The organism is Ilumatobacteraceae bacterium (assembly GCA_033344875.1).
GTDB lineage: Bacteria > Actinomycetota > Acidimicrobiia > Acidimicrobiales > Ilumatobacteraceae > Ilumatobacter.
Genome location: JAWPMO010000001.1, coordinates 1,374,842 through 1,397,010, shown reverse-complemented (window position 1 = coordinate 1,397,010; position 22,169 = coordinate 1,374,842). Strand labels below are relative to the sequence as shown.

Genomic DNA, 22,169 nt, shown 5'->3' with positions numbered 1-22,169 from the left:
TGTGAGACCCCCCATGGACCCCTCCGTCTCCCACCTCACCGACGACGCATTCGGTGCGAGCGGTAGGCGGCCGTTCTTCGAGTATCGGGATGTCGGAATTCGCGAAGCGACCCACGGTGCCTACAACATGCAGGTCGTGCGTGCCCGCTCCGGCGAGCATCAGGTGACCGGATGGCACTATCACACCTGCGACCTGCAGATCGTCTACTGCCTGAACGGCTGGGAGGACCTCGGCTTCGAGGACGGCCGGGTCGTTCGGCTCGAACCCGGGTCGTGTGTGAACATCCCACCGGGGTACGGTCACGTCGAACTCGGATACTCCGATGACATGGAGGTCCTCGTCATCTCGAGCCCGGGCACGATGGGCACCGTCGAGATCGATCCACCCGTCGAACTGCGTCGCTGAGCCGGGACGATCTCCGGTGCGCATGACCTCGCGCGACGTCGATGAGCTGGCGTCACGGCTCTGCAACTGGGACCGATGGGGCCCCGCTGACGAAGTCGGCACGCCCAACTTCATCACGCCCGCCGTCACCATGGCGGCCGCGACGCTGGTGCGATCGGGGAGGGTGCACCCGCTCGCCGTCCCGCTCGATTCGGATGGTCCGGCGATCGACGTCGATTTCCGCGCCAATCCACGTCACTACATGACGATTCTCCACCAGGAGCGGGTTCGCGTCGGTGAAGTGGGAATCGCTGACGACGTTCTGCTGCTCTCGCTACAGGGCGCTACCCAGTGGGACTCGCTCGCCCATGTCTCGCATCGAGGCGTCATGTACGGCGGCCGGCCGGTGTCACTCGTCGACTCACGCGGTGCGGAAGTCAACGATGTGCGCAACTTCAGCGGGCGTCTCGCCACCCGAGGTGTGTTGATCGATGTCGCTCGTGCTCGTGGTGTCGAAACGTTGTCGCCCGGTGAATCGATCGAGGCCGATGAGATCGTGCGCCTGCTCGATGGGACGGGCACGACGGTCGGCACCGGTGACGCACTGCTCGTCCGCACGGGCTTCCTGGCCGATTGCCGGGCGCGCAATTGGGTCGGGTTCAGCGGCGACGCCCCGGGTCTCGGGATGTCCGTGCTCGAATGGCTGCACGACCACGAGGTCGCTGCCGTCGCGACCGACACCTATGCGGTGGAGGTCAAGCCGTACCAGGTCGCGGAGGTCGCCAACCCGTTTCACGTCGTGGGGCTGGTCTACATGGGACTGCTGCTCGGAGAGATCTTCGACCTGGAGGAACTCGCGTCGGACTGCGCCGCCGACGGCGTCTACGACTTCCTGTTCGTCGCGCCGGCGCTGCCTGTCTCGGGCGGCGTGGGCTCGCCGGTCAATCCCTACGCGATCAGGTAACCGGCCCGGATCGCCCACCGAGCGGATCGTGGCCGGCGGTTCGGGGGCTACGCGTCCCGTTCGAGGTCGACGGGGTAGACGATCCGGAGCTGTGATTCGTCGAACTCGATGTCGCCCTTCACGATGGAGTCGGAGGCCATGGTGGCGAACAGATCCTTCGGGATCAGACACTCGCTGCAGGCTGCCTCGGTTGCGGCGACGGTGAGGGTGACGACCGACTCATCGGCGCCGACGGTGAGTGTGTACCCGTCGATCTCCAACATTTGTCGCATACTCTCCAGCGCTGTCTCGATGGCCTGCACCTGTGTCGTGATGCGTCCTCCTGTCCGAGCGGGTCGACCGTGGGTCGACCCCGATGGTGTCAACGACTCGCCGTCGGGTGTAGAGCGACCGGGGCGCTGCGTTGTCGACGAGGCTAGCTCGCAGGTCCGCTCGCTCGGACATCGACGCGGTCCCCCTCGACGCCGAGGTCAGCTCGTCGACTGCGTGGTCATCGACGGTGAGACGATCTGGACGGGCTGGCTGTTGCCGAACGTCGGGATCACCATGGAGTGGCGACCGGGGCCTCCCGTGACCACGATGATCACCTGTTCGGCGGTGGCCAGTGCAGGGATCACCGTCCCCGGCGGCAACTCGTCGCGTGCGCCGAACCGTCGTTCGGTGAGGATCGGGACGAACCCCGCCGAGAATCGCTCGATCTCGAGCCCGGCCTCGCGCCGGAGCCAGTCCGCGACGTCCTCGCGCCGGAGCCCCTCACGAGCGAACAGGTGGGCGTGTTCGGGGCACAGCAACACCACGAACGGCGCCGTCGGGTAATGCCAGTTGTTCATCCCCGGCTGGTTCACGGTCCCGAGAATGCTGGTCATCATCTCGCTCGCGGTCGAGCTGTGGTGATCCGAGATGTTGTGCGGACCCTCGCCGGCGACCAGCGTCACCGAGCGGAACGCCTCGGCCGCGTCGGGATCGTCACTCGGGACGCGCAGGTGCGCCGGGGCGATGTACTCACCCCACGGTGACTCGTCGACGTTCTCCCCGACGATGAACGAATACTTCCCAGGGTGTCCGATGGTCGCTTGATCCGTGCCTCCCGGTCGTGCCCCGCCGATGTTCATCAGCACGAGCCGGATCGCCCTGCCGAGCGTCGCGTTGGCGGCCCAGCCCGGCCCGAGCGTGCCGGCACCGGCGTTGACCCCGAGGTGACCGGCGCCGCTGACGATCGTGAGCGGCGCGGCGGGATGTGTCGTCGTCTGCACCCCCAACAGATTGAAACGCGGCACGATGACCGCCGTCACCGCCGCCCTCAGCACCGGGAGCATCCCGGGTCGGCAACCGGCCATCACGGCATTCGTGGCGACCGTTCCCAGGAGCACCTCGTGCCCGCTCGGCGGCATCACCCCGAGGGCGACGTCGGGGTCGGCACCGTCCAACATGGCCTCGACACGTTCTGGCGTGGGCGGGATCACCGGAAGCCCGTCGCCCCAATCGCGACGCTCGATCTCGCGCTGGAAACCATCCAGGTCGGCGGGAAGATCGTCGTACCTCATCCAGTGCTGACACCGTCGTCGCCGGGCTGGGCTCGGTCAGCGACCCCGTCGGCGATCGATCGTGCCCACTGATCGATGTCGTCGGCGTGGCTCTCGACGAGCTCCGCGACCTGCGCTGCGGTGAGGGGGAGGAGGGGATGCGGCAGCACGAGCAGCGTGACGGCGGTCTCGTCACCGAGCAGTGAGCGCGCGAGCGGCTCGAACGGTTCGGTGCACACGACCATCGTCGGAAGTCCTTTGCGAGCGAGTCGTACGGAGTCGTGGACACTCCACGACGTGCACGAGCCTCAATCCGAAAGAGCGGTGATCGCCCCTGCGTGTGTGAGCCCCACCGCAGCGAGGTCATCCGGGCACGGCGAGGACGGAAGCTCCTTGCTCACCGACGTCGTCGTCCAGCCCGCCCGCTCCAGGATCCGACCAGCCGTGCGCAGGATCACGTCGCCGTGCGCCTTGCCGTTGTGGAGCAGCCAGACCGTTTCGCGTCGATTCGCGGACGCGTTGCCGGCCTGCTCCTGCGCTGCGGGCGCGGCGCCGGTGGGAACAACGATGCGAAGGGTCTGCTGCATGTCACCCACCGTACCGGGGCGTGTTCGGTGCGTCGAAACTCCTCGTCGGAGCGGCCTGAGAACGGACGCCGTCGCCTCGCTCCGCCGTCGACGGTCGGGCCACGCTGGCGGGGAGACGGGCGTTCCGTCCCGACCGCGACGGAGTGCGGCACAGCATCAGGGGAGCGACATCGGCGGAACCGAATCATCTGGGCTCTTCACCAGAAAGGACAAGACCCCAGCGCGAGCGCTGGGGTCTTGGTGTCCGTCCCCTGGGATTCGAACCCAGAACCAATGGATTAAGAGTCCACTGCTCTGCCATTGAGCTAGAGACGGTTGGATCGAACAGTGTAGGGGTCGTTTCCGACCCCCACACCGCCGATCGTTGGGGTGACCGAGGGGACTTGAACCCCCGACCTCCAGGATCACAACCTGGCGCTACCACCAGCTGAGCTACGGCCACCATGTCGCGGGACCGAGGACCCGCGTGCGCCGCACATTCTGCCATCTCGAATCGCATTCGACACCCCTCGGTTTGCGAGACTCTGGGGGTGACGACGACACAGACCCCCCTCGAACAGGTCGAGGCCGCGCTCGACGCACTCCTCGCGGCCAACGATCCCACGACGATGAGCGACATCGAGTTCCGCGGCGCTCGCTACGACGCCGGTCTGGCCTGGGTGCACTTCCCGGTCGGCTTCGGCGGGCTCGGGTTGCGCCCCGAGCTCAACAAGGTGGTCGAGCAACGGGTGCGTGAAGCGGGCGCGGCGCCGACCGATCCGACCACGTTCTTCATGGCGCTGGCCGGCCCGACGATCGTGACCCACGCCGGCGACGAGCAGAAGGAGCGCTTCCTGCGCCCGATGTTCACCGGCGAGGAGAAGTGGTGCCAGCTCTTCTCCGAGCCCGGCGCCGGTTCCGATTTCGCCGGGCTCGCGACCAAGGCGGTCCGCGACGGCGACGAGTGGATCGTCAACGGACAGAAGGTGTGGAACACGCTGGCCCACCTGGCCGACTTCGGCATGCTCGTGACCCGGAGCAACCCCGATCTGCCCAAGCACAAGGGCATGACCTACTTCGCCCTCGACATGAAGTCGGAGGGCGTCGAGGTGCGACCGCTGAGGCAGATCACCGGTGAGGCCGAGTTCAACGAGGTCTACATGACCGACGTGCGGGTGCCCGACTTCAACCGGATCGGCGCCGAGGGCGAGGGCTGGCGTGCATCGCTCACCACGTTGATGAACGAACGGTCGGCGATCGGTGGCGGCTCGGCGGGCGGCAGCAAGCCGCGCCGCGGGGGAGCGGCGACCGACGCGGTCGCGATCTGGGAACAGCTCGACGAGTCCGAACGCACCGGTGCCCGGAAAGATGAGCTGATGCGCCTGTGGGTGCGCGGCGAGGTCGGCCGGTTGACCAACCTGCGGGCGGCCGAAGCAGCCAAGGCGGGCAACCCGGGCCCCGAGATGTCGGTGGCGAAGCTCGAGTTCTCCGAGTTCAACAAGCGGCTCTACAACTTCTGCGTCGACCTGCTGGGTATGGACGGTCAGATCGGTTACGACTACACGTTCCGGCGTCCGACCGACCTCGACGCGAGCGGTGCGGGCAAGGGCATGCAGCACGCGTTCCTGCGGGTGCGGGCCAACTCGATCGAGGGCGGTACGTCCGAGATTCTCCGGAACATCCTCGGTGAGCAGGTGCTCGGTCTGCCGGGCGAGCCTCGGGTCGACAAGGACGTCCCCTGGGTCGAGGTGCCGCGCAGCTGAATCGGTCGCTCGCCGTCGTCCACGAACTCAGGTCGACGGCGGCGAACAGTTGTCGGTGCGGGACTGGAGAGCCGTCAACGGCCCGACGGTGGTCGCGATCCACAGCGCCAACGGCCAGGCGATGTGGTCGGTCACGACGATCACGGCCGCCCAGACGACCGAGAGTCCGAGCCAGAGGAAGGGGAGGATCCGCGCCAGGCGGGACCGCCCGGAGTTGCCCGCGTTCACGACGTCGCCGGGGCGGCGTCGCGGACGACGATGACGGACTTGCCCATCGTGCCACCGGAACCGAGTCGGCGGAGCGCGTCGGCGGTCCGGTCGAGGGGGAACCGATCGCCGATCGCCGGCACGACCTCGCCCGAGGCCAGGTGATCGGCGAGACGGTCGATGAACGAGTGGTGCTCCGTGCTGAGGAACATCGTGAGGCGCTGCCGGAGCAACGGCGAGAGCAGCGTGGCTCGGATCTGACGGCCGATGCCGCCGGTCCACGTGCCGCCTTCCTCACCACCGACGATCACGAGGGTGCCGGCCGGGGTCAGCACCCGACGCAGGCGGCGGATGCTGTTGCGGCCGCCGATGTCGATGATGAGGTCGTAGCGGGTGGGCCCGTCGACGAAGTCGTCGGTGGTGTAGTCGATGACGTGGTCGGCGCCGAGTGAACGGACCAACTCGACCTTGGCGGTGCCGGCGACGCCGGTGACCTCGGCACCCAACGCCTTCGCGATCTGCACGGCGTAGGTGCCGACGCCGCCCGACGCGCCGAGCACGAGGACGTGCTGACCGGCTTCGACCCGGCCGACGTCGGTGAGGGCCTGGAGAGCCGTGATGCCGGAGACCGTGGCGACACCTGCCTGCTCCATCGTGATGCCGTCGGGAATCGTGGAGAGCTTGGCTTCCTCGGCGGCGGCGTATTCGGCGTAGGCGCCGATCGCGATGCCGAACACTCGGTCTCCGACGCGGAACCGGGTGACCTCGTCGCCGACGGCGACGACGCGTCCGGCGACGTCGAGGCCCGGAACCGGTTGCTTCGGCTTCGTCAGCCCGAAGCCGAGTCGGACCGCGTACGGCCGGCCGGTCATCAGATGTTCGACCCCACGGTCGACGCCGGCGGCATGGACCTCGATCAGGACCTGTGACGGAGCGACGACGGGACGATCGACGGTCCGCAGTTCGAGCGCGTCGGCCGATCCGTAGCGGTCCTGGACGACGGCACGCATGGTCGTGGCTCCGGCATCGCTCGTGGTGCGGCTGCTGTCGGTGTCGGTGGTGGTCGGGAGGTCGTGGCTGATGATCGTCATGGCTGGCGTCCTGGTGTCGTGGGTGTCGATGGCATGATCGTACTAAGTACGGTTCACTCGGACACTGTACCCGTACAATGTACGGTCATCAACCCGTGATGGCGAGCGGGCGCGGTCACCCGCCCTGGACGGCGTCGAGGACGGGCTGCCATCCGGTCTGCCCGGTGCGTCGGATCTCGGCGCTGATCTCGGACCCGAATCGGGTGCCCGCCCGCCGGTGGCATTGTCGAACCCGGAGCTCGACGATGCTCAGAGGGAGGCCGAACAACCCGTCGTCGCCGGCGGCGAGCGCCGCCCGGGCGTCGGCCAGCTGCTCGATCGCCCCGTCGTCTCCGTCGAGGGCGTCGGCGGCGTGGGCCGCGGCGGCGAGTACCAGGTCGGTGAATCGGATGCCGGCGCCCGTCGTCCGGGCCGACTGGACCACGTCGCGGATCGGGAGGCCCTCGTCGGAGACCAGTGCGAGCGCGAGCGCAGCGAACGCGCCGGTCCACGCTGCGACCCACGGTCCGGTACCCGGCGGCTCGGCCGCCCGTCCCGACCAGGCGCCGCCGAGCGTCGCGTCCCGCATCGCGATCGCCGCCGTGCCGAACGCCTCATCGCCCTGACCGGCGATCACGTCGAGGACGGCGAGCAGGCCGCGGCGGATCGCCGGGCCGACACCGAAGTTCGGTTCGCCGATCGAGGCGTCGAGCCCGGGGCGGGCGGTCTCGATCGATCCGGTCCAGGCCCCGAAGGCCTCCAGATACCGCGCCGCGCTGATCGCACGCTGGACGTCCACCCGGCCGTCGTCGAGGCTGCGGAGCCACCCGGCGCATTCGGCCGCGGCCTCGAAGTCGCCCCAGAGCGGCGCATAGCTGCCCCACCCGAGCGCGGCCCAGAGTTCACGGTCGCCGCCGCGCCCCTCGTGGTGGGACCTGACGGACCGGAAACTCGCTTCGACCGCCGCGGTCCGGCCGTGGATGAGGAATCCGGTCTGGGCGCCGATGATCGACAGCCGCGACGCGAGCGCAGCGTCGTGGCGAGGTTGCGCCGACACGAGCTCGGATGCCGATTGATACTGCTTCGCAGCCGTGTCGAGGTCGAGTGCCCACTGCGCCGCACGGCCGCTCGCGATGACGTGGTCGATCGCCGCCTGTGGTCCGGTGACGACGACCGCCGCGAGCGCGTGTCGGGCGAGGGCGTGCACGTGGGACGGGGCGTCGCCGTGGATCGCCTCGATCGCGCCGACGGCAGCGGCATGGAGACGGGCCCGCCGTGCGGCGGGGAGCGTCGCTTCGACCGTGGTGCGCAGCAGGTCGTGGGTGAATCGGAACGTGGTCGCCGTGCCGCCCTCGGTCAGGAGACCGACGACGACGGCGAGGTCGAGCAGGTCGAGCACGGGGTCGAGGTCGAGGCCGGCGACATGGGCGACGACCCTCGGCTCGACGTCGGTGCCGAGCACCGCCGCGATCGAGATGACCGCAACGGCCTGCTCGGGCAGCCGGGCGAGTCGACGTCGGACGACGTCGCGGACCGTAGCCGGAACGCCGCCGCTGGCTGCCGGCCCCTCGGCCGTGACCAACCGTGCCAATTCGACCGCGTAGAAGGGGTTGCCCCCCGACCGCTCGTGGATCGTGGCGGCGAGTTCATCGGACAGCGGACCGGCGATGTCGCGGACGAGGCGGGTGCCGGCATCGGCATCGAGCGGGCGGAGATGGATCCGATCGCTCGCCCTCGCCCGCACGAGATGGGCCATGGTCTCCACGAGCGCCGGGTCCTCGTCGTCGGCCGGAACCCGTCGGGTGGCGATGACGAGGAGGGCCGCTGATGCCGCCTCGTCGGCGAGCAGGCGCAGCACGTGGTGCGACGGCCCGTCCGACCACTGGACGTCGTCGATGACGACGAGCGTCGGAGCCGCCTTCGCGTGGTCGACGATCCGACGCACGACTCGGGTCCGGCGCGCGGCCGGCGCCGCGTCGTCGTCACCGATCATGCCGGTCGAACCGATGATGCCCGCATCCTCCCCGGCGTCCCGCTCGCCGCCGAGTTGGCGCAGCACCTGGGCCCACGGCCAGAGCGCCGGTGCATCTCGGGTCTCGGGGCTGTGGCCGATGCCGACGGACATGCCGCTCGCGGCCGCGGCATTCGCGAGCGTCAGCGCCAACGCCGACTTGCCCACACCGGCTTCGCCGTCGATCACGATCACCGCCCCCGACCCGGTCCGGGCCCGGTCGAGCGCCGCGGTGAGGCGTCCCAACTCGAGGTCGCGCCCCACGATCGGCGGCCGATCGGCGTCGCCGACGAGGCCGTCAGGGGGCGTCGACGCGGTGACGGAACGCGCCGCCACGGGCCGCGCGGGGACGTCGAGGATCGGGGATTGGGCGAGGACGTCGGCCTCGAGCGAGCGGAGCCGCGGCGACGGGTCGACCCCGAGCTCTTCACCGAGCACCTCCCGCGCCCGCTGGAACGCCCGGAGCGCGTCACCCTGGCGTCCGGCCCGGTACAGCGCGACCATGAGCAGCTCCCAGCCACGCTCACGAAGGGGGTGTTCGGCCACGAGCACCTCGGCATCGGCGGCGACCGCGTGGTGGTCGCCCTCGGCCAGCCGGATGTCGAGGAGGTCCTCGATCGCCGAGTGCCGGAGCGCTTCGAGCCGGGTCGCCTCGGCGACCGCGAACGAGTGGTGGGCGAACTCGCCGTACGCCGGGCCTCGCCACAGTTGCAGGCCCTCCGCGACGAGTCGTCGGGCCTGGGCCAGTTCGTTCGCGTCACGTGCCCGAGCGCCGGCCTCGACGAGCGATGCGAAGCGGTCGGCGTCGAGTTCGCCGGGCGCGACGACCAGCGAATACCCCGGCGGTCGGCTCACGAGCCGAGTGGCCGGCGCGCGCAGTCGGCGATCGGGTTCGAGCAGCCGACGCAGATTGGAGACATAGGCCTGGACCGACGCCATGGCCTGCGGGGGAGGCTCGTCGTCCCACAGCAGATCGATCAGCCGATCGATCGGCACCGTGGTGTTGCGGGCGGTGAGCAGGACGGCGAGGAGCCCACGCTGCTTGCGACGGCCGAGCGCCGCCCCGCCGGTGCCGACATCAACCTCGAGAGGGCCGAGCACACCGAAGTGCATCGCACATCGTCGCGCAGTTCACAGGTCGATGACGACACCGAACTCGTCGGTGTGGCCGCCCAGGTCGAGGACCACCGCCTCCACTTCGGGTGGGCATCCGGGGCCGACCGTCAATCGGGCCGCCCCGTGCCGGACCGCGTCGACGGCGACCTCGGCGACGAGGCGCGAGATCCATTCGGCGGAGGGACCGACGCACCCGACCACGACCCAGACCCGACCGAGCACGACGATGTCGATCGACGCCGTCCGATCGGCGGCATCGGCGCCGACGTCGACGAGTTCGAAGCGACGGGCCACGAGACGTGGCGGGTTCGTCGGCGACGGGCCGGCCGGGCGGAACACGGCCGGTGGCCAGGCGTCGGCGTCCGGTTCGACAGGGTCGTCCATCGACCACAGCGTCATCCCGACCGCTTGGCATCGACATGGCACGCGGCTCCCGACATCGGAACGCCCCGCCAAGTCGACGCCAAGCACGTGTCCGCAGCATGAACCCGACCGGCCGCCCGAGCGGCCCCGAACCAGGAGGAACCGAAGATGACCACCCTGTCCGACACGCCGTCGTGGTCCGATCAACCGGCCGGCGGCATCGGCGCGTTGCCGGATCTCGCCGACCCGACGACACCGACGACACCGATGGGGCCCCGTGCCGCTCGCTGGCCCTGGTGGGCCGTCGTCGCCGGCGTCACGGGACTCGCCGCGAACCTCACCAGCATGGGCGCCACCACTGCCGACCGGGATCCCGACCCGCTCGAGGTCGTCGAGAACCTGCCACGTCTGCAGTACCACGTCTCGTTCGTCCTCGGGCTCGCCTGCGCCGCATCGCTCGTCGTCGCGATCGCTGCGCTCCGGCCCTGGATCGAGCAGCGCGGCGGCGGCAGGTTGTCGGCCGCGGTCGTGCCCCCGGCGCTGTCGATCACCGCCACGCTCGCCGTGATCGCGGCGTGCATGGCCGGTTCGCTGGCCCTCTACCTGCCCGGTGGCGTCGACGACGGCACGATGTGGATCGAGGGACTCGCTGCCGCGTACTACTACCTCGACTTCGGCGCACTGATCGGGTGGTGGGGGGCGATGCTCGCAGCGATCTGCATCCTGCCGATGACGATGGGGGAGCGGCGCGTGTTGCCCCGATGGCTCGGCGTGGTCACGATCGTGCTCGTCGCCCTCCCGGCGCTCGCCGCAGCCGCGACCGGGCTGCCCGGACTCCCCGGGCTGACGATGCCGGTCTGGCTGATCGCGTTCGGCGTCGTCCTGACGCGCCGGGCGGGGTGACGGCCGTGCCACTCAGCGCCGACCACGCCCGTCGCTTCGTCGACGCCCGCCGCGCTGCGAGCAGCGCAGCGCCGATCCGGGTCGGCACTGCACCGACGCACACACCAACCGACCGACCGTCCGTACCGGTTGGTCATCACGCCCGACCGGGCCGAAAGGAAACACCATGAAACTCCCACTCGCCATGTTCGTCGCCGGACTGCTCGCCCTCGGAACGGGTGCGTGCGGCTCGTCGGACATCGTCGACGACGGCCCGGGCAGCGACGCCTGTCTGGTCGGCGACCCCGACTGTGCGGACGATCCGTCGCAGGGCATGTGTCCGCCCGACGTGACCGACTGCATCGACACCGTCGACGACGAGGCCGTCGTCGACATCGAGGTGGCGCGGGCTCGAGCCGCCGGCCTGCTCGGCGCCGCCGAGGCCGAGGTTCCTGCCGACGTCCGCATCGGCCGGATCGGCGACACCCGCCAGCCCCTCACCGAGGATCATCGTGTCGGTCGTCTGACCGTCGCCATCGAGGACACCGACGGCAGCGGACCGCGCGTCGTCGAGGTCGTCGTCGAGGTCCCCGACGGAACCGAGACGTACGAGCTGACACCGTCGTGAACCGTGCTCGAGTGGGGTGCCCGGTCGGAGCCCCACCCGAGTCCACGGTGGTCGGGTGCCGACCCGAGAACTCAGTGGCGTTTGACGCCGCCGTATTTCATCCGCGTGTCACTCATGGCGGCCGACGTGGCGTCGTCGTCACGGACCCCCGCGTCGACGACCTCGCCGATGAACAGCGTGTGCGTGCCGAGATCGAGCGACCGACGCACGGCGCAGTCGAGGTGAGCGATCGCTTCCTCGAACACCGGCGCGCCGTTGGCACCTTCACGGACCGCCCGTCCGTTGAGGGTCATCTCGCTCGCGTCGAAGGTCGCCGGCTTGGAGAACTTCACGAAGACCCGGGTGTCGTCCGACGACCACAGGTTGACCGTGAACGAGCCGCCGTCGGTGATCAGACGATGCGTGACGGCGTCGTTGTCGACACCGATGCCGATCAGCACCGGCTCCATCGAGAGTTGGGTGATCCAACTCGTCGTCATCGCGTTCCATTCGTCGCCGGCCCGCGATCCGACGAGCGCGAGCGCATTCGGGATCTTCCACGTCACCTTGTTGACCAGTTCGTCGTTGATCGGTTCGTCGTTGTTCAGATCGTCGTTGTTCAGATCGTCGTGGACAGCCATGGGTTCGACACTAGGGGTGGGCGGCGACGAACCGGGGTCGTCGAGCGAGCGCTGCGCTCGCGTAACGTGCCGTCATGGTCGCAACCCGAGTCGTCGCCGATGTCCTGATCCCCGGCCGAGGTGATCCGATCGAGCGGGGCACGGTCGTCATGGAACACGGCGCGATCATCTACGCCGGCCCCACCGATGGCGCACCGGGAGCGGAGCCGGGTGACGAGACCTTCGAGGTGCCGGCCGTGCTGCCCGGGCTGTGGGATTGCCATACCCACTTCGTCGGGATGGCGCTGTCGAACCTCGAGGCGCTCGCCACGCTCGATCTCGTCGCCGCCGCAGCCAGGGCGGTCGAGGACGCCGGCAAGGTCCTCGACGGCGGCATCACCAGCGTTCGCGACGTCGGCGGCATCGGTCTCCGGCTCGCGTCCGTGGTCGCCGAGGGCCGGATGCGCGGTCCGCACATCTACGGCGCCGGCCGGATCCTGTCGACCACCGGCGGCCACGGCGACATCCACTCGCTGCCGCTCGACTTCGCCCACGAACTCACCTGCAACGCCGGGTTCTCGATCCTCTGCGACGGTGTTCCCGAGGTGCTCAAGGCCGTGCGGACCAACCTGCGGTCCAATGCCAAGCTCATCAAGATCTGCGCCTCCGGTGGGGTGATGTCGGAGATCGACCATCCGATGCACCAGCAGTTCTCCGACGAGGAGCTGGCGGCGATCGTCGCCGAGGCGGCCCGCGCCGAGCGGATCGTCGCCGCGCACTGCCACGGCAAGGCCGGCATCATGGCGGCACTCCGCGCCGGGGTGCACTCGATCGAGCACGGCAGCTACCTCGACGAGGAGGCCGCCGACCTGATGGTCGAGCAGGGCACCTGGCTCGTGCCGACCCGCTACGTCTGCGAGGCGCTGCTGCGGCAGGAGGACCAGCTGCCCCGGTATGTGTACGAGAAGGGTCAGATGGTCAGCGCCGTCCACGAGCAGGCGATGAAGATCGCGATCGCCAAGGGCGTCAAGATCGCCGCCGGCTGCGACATCTTCGTGTCGGGGCAGATGTACGGCACCGGCAGTCTCGAAGTGATGCACCTGATCAACGCCGGGATGACCGACCTCGAGGCGATCGAGGCCGCGACGGCGAACGGTCCGGAGACCCTCGGACCCCAGGCGCCGCACACCGGTCAGCTCCGTGAGGGCTACGACGCCGACGTCATCACGATGGATGCGAATCCCCTCGACGATCGCAGCGTCTGGGGCGACCCCGACCGGGTCACCGGGGTCTGGCAGCGAGGCCTGCGCCGCAAGGGCGACTGACGAGGCCCGCCCGGGCCGCGGGGGAGGCACGAGATGGGCGTCGATCCCACGGACTAGTGTGGCGACACCCAACTCACAGAAAGCACTGATAACCGTGTCGAGCCACGACGATCTCGTTGCCAAGGCGAAAGACATCACGAAGCGGGAGATGGAGCTGTACTCGCAGCGCACCCATCACTCGCAGATCGCGACCGAGCGGGCGCGCAAGGTCATGCCGGCCGGTGTGCCGTCCAGCTTCCAGGCGTACGACCCCTGGCCGGTCGTGGTGAAGCACGCATCCGGGTCGAAGATGATCGATGTCGACGACAACGAGTACGTCGACTACGACATGGGGTTCGGGGCGCTCTTCGCCGGGCACATGAACCCGGCCGTTCGCGCCGCGGTCATGAAGCAGCTCGACGACGGCACGCTGTACGTCACCCCCTGTGAGCTGAACGCCGACGTGGGCGAGTTGCTCGCCGAGCGGTACGGCCTGCCGATGTGGCGCCCGACCAACTCGGGGACCGAGGCGACGATGGACGCGATCCGGCTCGCCCGGGGCGCCACTGGCCGCGAGAAGCTCGTCAAGGTCGAGGGCGGCTACCACGGCCACCACGACGAGGTGATGGTGTCCAACAAGCCGTCGCTCGAAGATGCGGGACCTGCCGACGCACCCAATTCGGTGCCGCAGTCGGCAGGCCTCACCAAGGGCACGCTCGACGACGTCGTCGTGATCCCGTACAACGACCCCGAGGCGCTCGACCGCGCGCTCGCCGGCGGCACGGTCGCGGCGTTCATCGTCGAGCCGGTGATGGAGAACATCGGCATCTGCCTGCCCGACGAGGGCTACCTCCAGGCCGTCCGCGAGATCTGCGACAAGCACGGCACCCTGCTGATCTTCGACGAGGTCAAGACGGGCATCACCGCCGGGTACGGCGGCGCGACCCGGAAATTCGGCGTCGAGCCCGATCTCGTGACGCTCGCCAAGTCGATCGGTGGCGGCTTCCCGGTCGGCGCGTTCGGCGGCAAGGCCGAGTACATGGATCTCATCACACAGGGCACCGTGCTGCACCTCGGCACGTACAACGGCAACCCGCTCGTGATGGCTGCCGTCAAGGCGACGCTGACCGAGGCGTGCACGCGCCCGATCGTCGACGAGGCGATCGGCCGCAACACCCGTCTCGTCGAAGCGGTGCAGGGCATCATCGACGAGTCCGGTCTGCCGGCACACACGGTGCAGTTCGGCGCCAAGGGGTGCATCACCTGGTCCGAGCAGCGGGTGCGCAACTACCGCGACTACAAGGCGACCGACTTCGATCTGGCGTTCGCCCAGTGGATCCACGGCATCAACCGCGGGGTCCTGCTGCCGCCGGGTCTCGACGAACAGTGGTTGATCTCGGTCATGCACGACGAGACCGCCGCCATGATGTACGCCGACGTGTTCCAGGAGTTCGTCGACGAACTCACCGGCTGATCGACGCTTCGCCCGGGTCGTCCGCTCGACGCTCCGTGCTGCGCTCCGCCGTTCGGACGACCCTCGATCGGCCGGGCGACCGATGCGCGAGCGTCCGTCACCTGCGATGATCTGAACCGTGCCGGTCATCTCCGCCAGCGGGCTCACGATGCAGTTCGGGTCACACCGCGCCCTCGACGGGCTCGACGTCGCCGTCGAGCGCGGCGTCACGGGGCTCGTCGGGGCCAACGGTGCCGGGAAGACGACGTTCATGAGCATCCTGCTCGGACTGCGGTTTCCGACGTCCGGTACCGCCGAGGTGCTCGGGATGAACCCGGTCGAGCGTGGCGCCGAGCTCCGATCGTTGGTCGGCTACGGGCCCGAGCGCAACCTGTTCCCCGACGAGATGCCGGCCTCCGACTTCGTGAAGCACCTGGCCGAGGTGCGCGGCATGCCACGTGCCGAGGCGCGGGGCCGTGCGAGCGATGCCCTCTGGCTGGTCGGGCTGGGGGAGGAGCGGTTCCGCCCGCTCGGCACGATGTCGACCGGTCAGCGACAGCGGGTCAAGCTGGCACAGGCGCTCGCCGCCGACCCGTCGCTGGTCCTCCTCGACGAGCCGACCGACGGTCTCGACCCGGTGCAGCGCGACGAGATGCTGGCGCTCATCCGACAGATCAGCACCGACTACGGGATCGACGTCCTCCTGTCGTCGCACCTGCTCGAAGAGGTCGAGCGGATCTGTGACCACGTCGTCGCCCTCGATGCCGGCCGGCTCATCGCATCAGGCCGGCTCGACGATCTGGTGGGTCAGGACGACGGGCTCGTCGTCGAACTGGTCGAGGTGGCCGACATCCCCGACGCGCTCGGCCGGGTCGTCCACGCGCTCACCGAGGCCGGCGCCGAGGTACGGCGTGATCGGTCGAGCACCCGGATCGAGGTGTTCGGTGCCGATGCCGATGTCGTCGCCGACCAGGTGCGCGACGCGGTCGCCGAGGCCGGCGCCAGGGTCGGTCGGATCGTCCGCCGCCGCCGCCGACTCGAGGATCTCTTCGGCGGGGTCGAGCGATGAGCGACGCACGCATCCACGACCGTGGGTACCGGCGCTTCGACGGCGACCGGTCCGGCGTCGTCGGCGCCGTGCGTTCGGTCGCCTGGCACACGGTACGCAGCATTCTCGGTCTCGGCCGTTCGGCTCGCCACAAGGTGTTCCCGGTGATCGTGCTGGTGGTCGCGTTCGTGCCGGCGGTGGCGTTCCTGGCGATCTCGGTGCTGCTCGGCGACTTCGGTGACGAAGTCCGCCCCGAGTACTGGGAGTTCTTCGGCTTCTCGTTCGTGGCGACGATCGTGTTCGTGGCGCTGGTCGCGCCCGAGGCGATCGTCCGCGACCGGCGCGACGGCATGTTCGCGCTGTACCTGTCGACGCCCCTGTCGCGGACGACGTACGTGGTCGCCAAGGTGCTGGCGGTGCTGGGCACGATGGCCCTGATCGTGCTCGGCCCGCCGCTGCTGTGGGTGTTCGGCTACACGTTCCAGAGCCAGGGGCCCGATGGTCTCGTCGACTGGGTCGGCGTGGTCGGCCGCCTGCTGCTGGCCGGGCTGGTGGTCTGCGTCGTCTACACGTCGGTCAGCCTCGGCGTCGCGAGCATGACCGACCGTCGTGCCTTCGCGAGCATCGCCGTCGTGTTCGTCATGCTCGGAGCGACGATCGTCGCGAACCTGCTGGTCGACGCGGGCGGGCTGGCCGAGCAGTGGCGCGTACTCGACCCGCTCGGGGTGGCGCTCGAGGTCGCACCGCGGCTGTTCGGCGAGCGTGGCGACGACATGCGGCGACTCGACTCGTGGCTCGTCGTCGTCGGCTGCCTCGGGTGGACCGGCTTCGGCGCCGGAATGTTGGTCGGCCGCTACCGGAAGTTGGCGGCGGTCTGATGTCGAACTGGGCCCCGCCACCGCCGGCCGCACCGGGTGCTGCGACGCCGATCGCCGACGCGATCGTCGAAGTCGTCAACGTCACCAAGTCGTACGGTGACGTCGTCGCCGTGTCCGACGTGTCGTTCACCGTCGGCGCCGGCGTCACCGCGCTGCTCGGCCCCAACGGTGCCGGCAAGTCCACCCTGTTCCGTGTGATGTGCGGCTTGACCGCACCGACGCGCGGCACCGTTCGGGTCCTGGGCGCCGACGCCCGCGCCGATCGCGACGTCCGCGGTCGGATCGGGCTCTCGCCGCAGCAGGATGCGCTGTTCGATCGGCTGTCGGCGCGTCGGTTCGTCGAGATGGCGGCGCAGACCCATGGCGTCGAGCAAGCGGGCCCGGCGGCGCGCCAGGTCCTGGGCCTGGTCGACCTCGACGCCGACGACGGCAAACCGGTCGGCGCCTACTCGAAGGGGATGCGGCAGCGGGTGAAGCTCGCGGCAGCGCTCGTGAACGAGCCAGAACTCCTCATCCTCGACGAGCCGCTCACGGGTCTCGACCCCGTGCAGCGCAACCGGATGATCCGCCTCTTCCACGATCTCGGTGACGCCGGCACGTGTGTGCTCGTGTCGAGCCACGTGCTCGACGAGGTGGCCCGGCTCGGTTCGCGCGTGCTCGTGATCGCGCAGGGACGACTCGCCGCGAGCGGCGACTACCGAGACCTGCGCAACCTGATGGACGACCGTCCGCACCGCATCCGCGTCGCGACCGATGCCCCGCGGCGGCTCGCTGCCGCACTCGTCGACCTGGGTGTCGTCGACGGTGTGTCGATCGCGGCCGATTCGTTGATGATCGACACCAGCGACGTCGACGGGTTCGGCCGCAACATCGCGACGGTCGCTCGCGAGTGCGGGGTGCGGCTGCGCGAGGTCGAACCCACCGACGACGATCTCGAATCCGTGTTCCGATACCTGGTGGAGCGGCGATGAGCGGCACGGTGGGAGTCGCTTCGGCGATCCGGCTGACCTACGGCGTGGTGCTCCGCCAGCTGATCACACGCGGCCGTGTGGCCGCCCTGATGCTCGTCGGCGTCGTCGTCACCGTCGTCGCGGTGGCCGTCGGAGCCGCCGACGCGTCATCCGATCCGGTCGAGACCGGTGTGCGGTTGATCTCCGACCTCGGGTTCACGACGCTGGTGCCGATCGTGGCACTCGTGTTCGCATCGGCGGCGCTCGGCGACCTGCGCGAGGACTCGACGCTGGTCTACCTCTGGCTGCGTCCGATGGACCGCTGGCCGGTCGTGGTCGGCGGATGGCTCGCGTCGGTCACGGTCAGCCTGCCGCTCACGCTCGTGCCGCTGACCGTGTCGTCGATCGTCGTCGACGGTGGCAGCGACCTGGTCGTGGCGACGTTGCTCGCAGCGGTCGTCGGGGTGATCGCCTACTCCGCGATCTTCGTGCTCGCCGGGCTGATGCTCAAGAACGCGATCGTGTGGGGGCTCGGATACATCCTGATCTGGGAAGGCATCGTGGCAGCGTTCGGCAGCTTCGCCGCGAAGCTCGCGATCCGCGGCTACACCCGTTCGATCCTCACGTCGATCACCGATGTCGATCTCGATCTCGGCGACCTGGGGCTCGCCGTCGGCGTGGTCATGCCGCTGCTCGCCGCCGTGGTGGCGTTGGCGATGGCAGCCGTCCGGCTGCGCTCGATGGACGTCGACTGAGCGGCCGCTCAGCCCCAGCCGGGGTTGTCGCCACCGCGGTAGCGGGCGACCGAGAGCGGGGTCGACCACTGTCGGCGCTTGCCACCGGCACGCGATGACAGCACGAGGGCGATGCCCACCCCGGCGAAGATCGCCGCTGCGCCGAGCACGACCGGCAGCGTGCGCAGCGCGAGCCGGGGGATCGCGTGGGTCCAGGTCCGGTTGTCGATCGCGGTGAGGAACTGGACCGGGATCAGGTAGCCGAAGACGAGCATCGATGCGGCGAGCGCGGTGAAGAACTCGCCGAGGCCGCGCAGGAGGTCGCGTCGGTCGGGTCGGGCGAACACGCCGAGCACCAGTGCGAGCAGGCCGAGACCTGCACTGATCGGAATCATCCATCCGAGCACGGACCGAGTCGTCTTGAGCACGCCGATCGGCTGGATCGGCATGGTGATCGTCGACACGTCGGCGGCTCGCTGGTCGCGCACGATCGGGATCAACTCGTTGCCGGTGAGTCGGATCGGCTCGTCGTCGCGCAGGCCGATGATGCGGTCGTGGGCCTGGTGGATCAGCGGGATCATCACGGTGGCGCCGAGTCGGGTCGACAGGATGTCACGCTCGAGCATCGACGACAGATCGGTCGCCGGCTGGTCGAGCGACGGTGCCGCGGCGCCGGTGATCACGGTGTTGAGCTCGAGTCGGATGTCGGGCGCTTCGAGGATCGCGGCCGTGGTGTCGGTGGCCTCGTCGGGCGTGAACGCGATCCGCTGCATCCACCACCCGCCGGCGGACAAACTGAAAGCCACGGCGGCCACGAGGAACAGGACACCGGCGAGAGATCGCTCCATTGCTGCAGAGTCTGGCAAACGCGGGCGATAAGTTGCGAGTGTGGCGAAGCCGATCGACGACTTTCCTTCGCGACCGCGTCTGTTGTTCCGTGGTCTGACCCGCCGGTGTGCGTGGTGTGGCGACCAGCGGGCGTACTTCACGGGGTGGTTCCGGCGCCAGGAGGTCTGTGCGAATTGTGGACACGGGTACCGCCGGGGCGACTCGGCGTTCGAGCTCGGCGCCACGACCGCCAACATCATCCTCACGTTCGGCTCGATCCTGCTCACGATCCTCCTGCTCGTGGCGTTCACCGCGCCCGACGTACCGATCGGCACCGTCACGATCGTGACCGCGGCGATCGGGATCCTCGGGCCGGCGCTGTTCTACCCGGTGTCGTTCACGCTGTGGCAAGCGGTCGACCTGTGGATGCGGCGCCCGACGCCCGAGGAACTCGCGGGCGAGGGCGACGCCACGCTCTGAGCGAGGTGGTGGCGGCTCGTTCAGCTGGCGCTGCGCGCCGGCGCGTCGATGAACCGGCGGAAGGCTTCGCTGTCGATCGACGTCGAGTAGCGGAAGCCCTGGGCGTAGAGCGCTCCGAGCTCACGAGCGGTGCGCTCGTGGATCTCGAGTTCGACACCTTCGACGATGACGCTGAGGTCGAGTGAGCGGAGCAGCCCGATCAGACCCGAGAGCAGGCCGCTGTCATCGTCCAGATTGGTCATGAACGAGCGGTCGAGTTTGACGATGTCGATCGGCAACGAGCGAAGGTAGCGCAACGACGCGAACCCCGCCCCCATGTCGTCGAGCGCGATCCTGACTCCGAGCGAGCGCAGCGCCCGCAGCATGCCGATCGCTGCAGCCTCGTCGGCGAGCTGGGTCGTCTCGGTGATCTCGAGGACGAGCCGGCCCGGCGCGAGCCCGGTGGCGTCGAGGGTGGACCGGACGGTGTCGACGAAGGACGAGTCCAGGAACTGATTCGGGCTGACGTTCACCGAGATGTCGAGGCCGGATGCGTCGGTGCTCCACGACTGGGCGGCGCGACATGCCTGTTCGAGCACCCAGGCTCCGATCGGCACGATGAGCCCCGAATCCTCCGCGACGGGGATGAACCGATCGGGGCGGACCAGTCCGAGGGTCGGGTGCTGCCATCGGACCAGGGCTTCGGCGCCGACGACGCGTCGGTCGTCGAGTCGAACGACGGGTTGGAACTCGACGAACAACTGGCCGTCGGCGAGTGCCTCGGTCAGGTCGGCGCGGAGTTCGAGCCAATCCATCGCGTGCTGTGCGATGTTCGGTTCGAAGAGCGCCCACTGGCCCTTGCCCCGCCGCTTGGCGCTGTACATCGCGATGTCGGCGTCGCGGAGGAGATCCTCGACGGGATCACCCGTTCGGCCGATGGTGATCCCGATCGAGACATTGGGATAGACCTCGACCGGTCCACCGATGTCGGCCGAGTGCCGGACCGCCTCGATGGCCGCCTGTGCCACGGCGACGGCACCATCGGTGTCGGTGTCGGCGAGCAGGATCGCGAACTCGTCGCCACCCAGACGAGCGACGACGTCGCGCTCTCCGGCGAGATCCGTCAACCTCCTGGCGATCACTCTCAGCAGTTCGTCCCCGGTGGAGTGTCCGAGGAGGTCGTTGACCGGTTTGAAGTCGTCGAGGTCGAGGCACAGGACCGCCGTCGTGCCGGTCGTGCCCGGGCGAGCGAGCAACTCGCCGGCGCGGTCGGCGAGCAAGGTCCGGTTGGCGAGCCCGGTCAGTGCGTCGTGGGACGCGTCGTACGACAGTTGTCGTCGGCTGTCGTCGAGGTCGTGCGCGATCAGTTGGAGGCGCACGATCACGAGCACGAACATGACCAACGTGCCTGCCAGCAGCACCGATGCCTGGGAGGTCGAGGCCGATTCGATCCGGATGATCAGCACCGTCGGTGCTGCGAGCGCTGCGACCGCCAACGAGGCGAGGCGTGACGGGGTGAGGCGCGTGTGGCCTCCGGTGGCTCCGTCGCCGAGATGTTCGCACCCGGGGTGCATCACGGCGAGGACGAAGCAGGTGTAGTTCAGATACCAGAGCGCGTCGATCGGGCCACCGAGTTGGTAGCTGTCCTGCAGGGCCATGAACGAGAAGGCGACGTCCCCGACGAACATGGCGGCGACGCCGGCGGTGATGTACCAGAACGGCCGTTCGTTGCCGGTCCGGCGGGTCAGCATCAGCGCGAGGACACCGAGCGCCAGCACGTCGCCGGCGGTGTAGGCGACTGCCACGACGCGAGCGATGACCGACGTGGACGAGTCGCCGACGGTCGGATCCATGATGAACACCCAGAGGACCGCCGCACTCGCGATCGTCACGATCGACGCATCGATCAATCCGCCGACATCGCGCCGTCCGCGTCGCGTGCGGGCGATCGGGATGAGGCCTGCCGCGAGGAGCGGGTAGCCGGCGAGGTACAGCGCATCGGCGACGCTCGGGTACGCGTCGCTCCTCACCACGTATTCGAGGAGCGCGAACCCGACGTCTCCGGCGAGGAAGCAGCACTGCGCGCCGAGGATCGCCAACCAGGCCCGGCGTTGCCGCCGGAAGCCGCTGATGACCCCGAACGCCACGACGAGTTGGGTGAAGACCGCGATGTCCCAGACGACTTCCGCCGCGAGCCCGTCGAGTGCGAAGTAGACGACGAGGAAGAGGGCGGAAACCGATGCGACGACCAATCGTGCGCGGGAACGGCGGAGCTGGAGCACCACGCTTCATCGGACGGCGGTTCGGTCGCCTTGACGGAGTACGCGCGTATTTGTTCGGGCCGTCACCGACACCGGATCGCGGCGGGTTGCTTGCCCGAACGGTTGTTCGATGGTTACACTGATGTCATTCGCCGGAGCACTCGACGCGAGCGGGTC

At 69.2% G+C, this 22,169-nt stretch carries 23 protein-coding genes and 2 tRNA genes; 12 read left to right on the top strand and 13 right to left on the bottom strand.

Annotation, left to right across the window (positions count from 1 at the left end):
• Positions 1 to 13 precede the first annotated feature (13 nt).
• Together R8G01_06625 and R8G01_06620 are read left to right on the top strand one after the other, a co-directional pair.
• Positions 14 to 406 (top strand): cupin domain-containing protein, encoded by a 393-nt coding sequence (locus tag R8G01_06625; GenBank protein ID MDW3213648.1) that lies wholly within the window; start codon positions 14 to 16, stop codon positions 404 to 406.
• Between the two features lie 22 nt (positions 407 to 428).
• A complete protein-coding gene (locus R8G01_06620) occupies positions 429 to 1,349 on the top strand; it encodes a cyclase family protein (GenBank protein ID MDW3213647.1) in 921 nt (306 codons plus the stop codon).
• Between the two features lie 47 nt (positions 1,350 to 1,396).
• Here R8G01_06620 and R8G01_06615 read toward each other — a convergent pair whose 3' ends face one another.
• The 6 genes from R8G01_06615 to R8G01_06590 all read right to left on the bottom strand — a co-directional run bounded on the left by R8G01_06615 (position 1,397) and on the right by R8G01_06590 (position 3,901).
• Positions 1,397 to 1,621: a hypothetical protein gene (locus R8G01_06615; GenBank protein MDW3213646.1), complete on the bottom strand. Its 225-nt coding sequence runs from the start codon at positions 1,619 to 1,621 to the stop codon at positions 1,397 to 1,399.
• A 198-nt stretch (positions 1,622 to 1,819) separates the two neighbouring features.
• The gene (locus R8G01_06610; GenBank protein MDW3213645.1) at positions 1,820 to 2,893 is read right to left on the bottom strand and encodes a hypothetical protein; all 1,074 of its coding nucleotides are present in this window, start codon (positions 2,891 to 2,893) and stop codon (positions 1,820 to 1,822) included.
• Positions 2,890 to 3,117, bottom strand: a complete 228-nt coding sequence (locus R8G01_06605) for a hypothetical protein (GenBank protein MDW3213644.1) — start codon at positions 3,115 to 3,117, stop codon at positions 2,890 to 2,892. Before R8G01_06605 ends, R8G01_06610 begins: the two co-directional genes overlap by 4 nt.
• Before the next feature lie 63 nt (positions 3,118 to 3,180).
• The gene (locus tag R8G01_06600) at positions 3,181 to 3,459 is read right to left on the bottom strand and encodes a hypothetical protein (protein MDW3213643.1); all 279 of its coding nucleotides are present in this window, start codon (positions 3,457 to 3,459) and stop codon (positions 3,181 to 3,183) included.
• Positions 3,460 to 3,702: 243 nt separating this feature from the next.
• Positions 3,703 to 3,774 (bottom strand) — tRNA-Lys (locus tag R8G01_06595).
• Positions 3,775 to 3,824: 50 nt separating this feature from the next.
• Positions 3,825 to 3,901: transfer RNA gene (locus R8G01_06590), tRNA-His, on the bottom strand.
• 88 nt (positions 3,902 to 3,989) lie between these two features.
• On the opposite strand from R8G01_06590, the gene R8G01_06585 reads away from it, so the two are divergent.
• Positions 3,990 to 5,201 (top strand): acyl-CoA dehydrogenase family protein, encoded by a 1,212-nt coding sequence (locus tag R8G01_06585; protein MDW3213642.1) that lies wholly within the window; start codon positions 3,990 to 3,992, stop codon positions 5,199 to 5,201.
• Positions 5,202 to 5,228: 27 nt separating this feature from the next.
• Here the strand turns inward: R8G01_06585 and R8G01_06580 are convergent, their stop codons facing one another.
• The 4 genes from R8G01_06580 to R8G01_06565 form a co-directional block, all read right to left on the bottom strand.
• Positions 5,229 to 5,429, bottom strand: a complete 201-nt coding sequence (locus tag R8G01_06580; protein MDW3213641.1) for a hypothetical protein — start codon at positions 5,427 to 5,429, stop codon at positions 5,229 to 5,231.
• Complete coding sequence (locus tag R8G01_06575) at positions 5,426 to 6,499, bottom strand: NAD(P)-dependent alcohol dehydrogenase (GenBank protein MDW3213640.1); 1,074 nt, start codon at positions 6,497 to 6,499, stop codon at positions 5,426 to 5,428. The genes R8G01_06580 and R8G01_06575 overlap by 4 nt, the downstream gene beginning before the upstream one ends.
• 115 nt (positions 6,500 to 6,614) lie before the next feature.
• Positions 6,615 to 9,602, bottom strand: a complete 2,988-nt coding sequence (locus R8G01_06570; protein ID MDW3213639.1) for a BTAD domain-containing putative transcriptional regulator — start codon at positions 9,600 to 9,602, stop codon at positions 6,615 to 6,617.
• An 18-nt stretch (positions 9,603 to 9,620) separates the two neighbouring features.
• Positions 9,621 to 9,989 (bottom strand): hypothetical protein, encoded by a 369-nt coding sequence (locus R8G01_06565; protein ID MDW3213638.1) that lies wholly within the window; start codon positions 9,987 to 9,989, stop codon positions 9,621 to 9,623.
• Between the two features lie 147 nt (positions 9,990 to 10,136).
• Here R8G01_06565 and R8G01_06560 point away from each other — a divergent pair, with 147 nt between their 5' ends.
• Both R8G01_06560 and R8G01_06555 read left to right on the top strand, forming a co-directional pair.
• Positions 10,137 to 10,871, top strand: a complete 735-nt coding sequence (locus tag R8G01_06560) for a hypothetical protein (GenBank protein ID MDW3213637.1) — start codon at positions 10,137 to 10,139, stop codon at positions 10,869 to 10,871.
• Positions 10,872 to 11,037: 166 nt separating this feature from the next.
• Positions 11,038 to 11,478 (top strand): hypothetical protein, encoded by a 441-nt coding sequence (locus R8G01_06555; protein MDW3213636.1) that lies wholly within the window; start codon positions 11,038 to 11,040, stop codon positions 11,476 to 11,478.
• 71 nt (positions 11,479 to 11,549) lie between these two features.
• Here R8G01_06555 and R8G01_06550 read toward each other — a convergent pair whose 3' ends face one another.
• Complete coding sequence (locus R8G01_06550; GenBank protein ID MDW3213635.1) at positions 11,550 to 12,098, bottom strand: flavin reductase family protein; 549 nt, start codon at positions 12,096 to 12,098, stop codon at positions 11,550 to 11,552.
• 74 nt (positions 12,099 to 12,172) lie between these two features.
• Here R8G01_06550 and R8G01_06545 point away from each other — a divergent pair, with 74 nt between their 5' ends.
• The 6 genes from R8G01_06545 to R8G01_06520 all read left to right on the top strand — a co-directional run bounded on the left by R8G01_06545 (position 12,173) and on the right by R8G01_06520 (position 18,465).
• Positions 12,173 to 13,402, top strand: a complete 1,230-nt coding sequence (locus tag R8G01_06545; GenBank protein ID MDW3213634.1) for an amidohydrolase family protein — start codon at positions 12,173 to 12,175, stop codon at positions 13,400 to 13,402.
• Between the two features lie 94 nt (positions 13,403 to 13,496).
• Entirely contained in the window at positions 13,497 to 14,855 is a 1,359-nt protein-coding gene (locus R8G01_06540) for an aspartate aminotransferase family protein (protein MDW3213633.1), read from the top strand.
• Positions 14,856 to 14,973: 118 nt separating this feature from the next.
• The gene (locus R8G01_06535; GenBank protein ID MDW3213632.1) at positions 14,974 to 15,903 is read left to right on the top strand and encodes an ABC transporter ATP-binding protein; all 930 of its coding nucleotides are present in this window, start codon (positions 14,974 to 14,976) and stop codon (positions 15,901 to 15,903) included.
• Positions 15,900 to 16,760 carry an ABC transporter permease gene (locus R8G01_06530; GenBank protein ID MDW3213631.1) on the top strand — a complete coding sequence of 287 codons (861 nt, stop codon included), beginning with the start codon at positions 15,900 to 15,902 and terminating at the stop codon, positions 16,758 to 16,760. The genes R8G01_06535 and R8G01_06530 overlap by 4 nt, the downstream gene beginning before the upstream one ends.
• Positions 16,760 to 17,731: an ABC transporter ATP-binding protein gene (locus tag R8G01_06525; protein ID MDW3213630.1), complete on the top strand. Its 972-nt coding sequence runs from the start codon at positions 16,760 to 16,762 to the stop codon at positions 17,729 to 17,731. The genes R8G01_06530 and R8G01_06525 overlap by 1 nt, the downstream gene beginning before the upstream one ends.
• Positions 17,728 to 18,465 carry a hypothetical protein gene (locus R8G01_06520; protein MDW3213629.1) on the top strand — a complete coding sequence of 246 codons (738 nt, stop codon included), beginning with the start codon at positions 17,728 to 17,730 and terminating at the stop codon, positions 18,463 to 18,465. The genes R8G01_06525 and R8G01_06520 overlap by 4 nt, the downstream gene beginning before the upstream one ends.
• Before the next feature lie 8 nt (positions 18,466 to 18,473).
• On the opposite strand, the gene R8G01_06515 is transcribed toward R8G01_06520, so the two are convergent.
• Entirely contained in the window at positions 18,474 to 19,292 is an 819-nt protein-coding gene (locus tag R8G01_06515) for a hypothetical protein (protein MDW3213628.1), read from the bottom strand.
• Positions 19,293 to 19,332: 40 nt separating this feature from the next.
• On the opposite strand from R8G01_06515, the gene R8G01_06510 reads away from it, so the two are divergent.
• The gene (locus tag R8G01_06510; protein ID MDW3213627.1) at positions 19,333 to 19,752 is read left to right on the top strand and encodes a hypothetical protein; all 420 of its coding nucleotides are present in this window, start codon (positions 19,333 to 19,335) and stop codon (positions 19,750 to 19,752) included.
• A gap of 20 nt (positions 19,753 to 19,772) precedes the next feature.
• On the opposite strand, the gene R8G01_06505 is transcribed toward R8G01_06510, so the two are convergent.
• The gene (locus R8G01_06505; GenBank protein ID MDW3213626.1) at positions 19,773 to 22,013 is read right to left on the bottom strand and encodes an EAL domain-containing protein; all 2,241 of its coding nucleotides are present in this window, start codon (positions 22,011 to 22,013) and stop codon (positions 19,773 to 19,775) included.
• Positions 22,014 to 22,169 lie beyond the last annotated feature (156 nt).

Bases quoted from the DNA above. Each gene is read 5' to 3' on its own strand.
- R8G01_06625 (MDW3213648.1), top strand. From the start codon at position 14: ATGGACCCCTCCGTCTCCCACCTCACCGACGACGCATTCGGTGCGAGC.
- R8G01_06620 (MDW3213647.1), top strand. From the start codon at position 429: ATGACCTCGCGCGACGTCGATGAGCTGGCGTCACGGCTCTGCAACTGG.
- R8G01_06615 (MDW3213646.1), bottom strand. From the start codon at position 1,621: ATGCGACAAATGTTGGAGATCGACGGGTACACACTCACCGTCGGCGCC.
- R8G01_06610 (MDW3213645.1), bottom strand. From the start codon at position 2,893: ATGAGGTACGACGATCTTCCCGCCGACCTGGATGGTTTCCAGCGCGAG.
- R8G01_06605 (MDW3213644.1), bottom strand. From the start codon at position 3,117: ATGGTCGTGTGCACCGAACCGTTCGAGCCGCTCGCGCGCTCACTGCTC.
- R8G01_06600 (MDW3213643.1), bottom strand. From the start codon at position 3,459: ATGCAGCAGACCCTTCGCATCGTTGTTCCCACCGGCGCCGCGCCCGCA.
- R8G01_06575 (MDW3213640.1), bottom strand. From the start codon at position 6,499: ATGACGATCATCAGCCACGACCTCCCGACCACCACCGACACCGACAGC.
- R8G01_06570 (MDW3213639.1), bottom strand. From the start codon at position 9,602: ATGCACTTCGGTGTGCTCGGCCCTCTCGAGGTTGATGTCGGCACCGGC.
- R8G01_06565 (MDW3213638.1), bottom strand. From the start codon at position 9,989: ATGGACGACCCTGTCGAACCGGACGCCGACGCCTGGCCACCGGCCGTG.
- R8G01_06560 (MDW3213637.1), top strand. From the start codon at position 10,137: ATGACCACCCTGTCCGACACGCCGTCGTGGTCCGATCAACCGGCCGGC.
- R8G01_06555 (MDW3213636.1), top strand. From the start codon at position 11,038: ATGAAACTCCCACTCGCCATGTTCGTCGCCGGACTGCTCGCCCTCGGA.
- R8G01_06550 (MDW3213635.1), bottom strand. From the start codon at position 12,098: ATGGCTGTCCACGACGATCTGAACAACGACGATCTGAACAACGACGAA.
- R8G01_06545 (MDW3213634.1), top strand. From the start codon at position 12,173: ATGGTCGCAACCCGAGTCGTCGCCGATGTCCTGATCCCCGGCCGAGGT.
- R8G01_06530 (MDW3213631.1), top strand. From the start codon at position 15,900: ATGAGCGACGCACGCATCCACGACCGTGGGTACCGGCGCTTCGACGGC.
- R8G01_06525 (MDW3213630.1), top strand. From the start codon at position 16,760: ATGTCGAACTGGGCCCCGCCACCGCCGGCCGCACCGGGTGCTGCGACG.
- R8G01_06520 (MDW3213629.1), top strand. From the start codon at position 17,728: ATGAGCGGCACGGTGGGAGTCGCTTCGGCGATCCGGCTGACCTACGGC.
- R8G01_06515 (MDW3213628.1), bottom strand. From the start codon at position 19,292: ATGGAGCGATCTCTCGCCGGTGTCCTGTTCCTCGTGGCCGCCGTGGCT.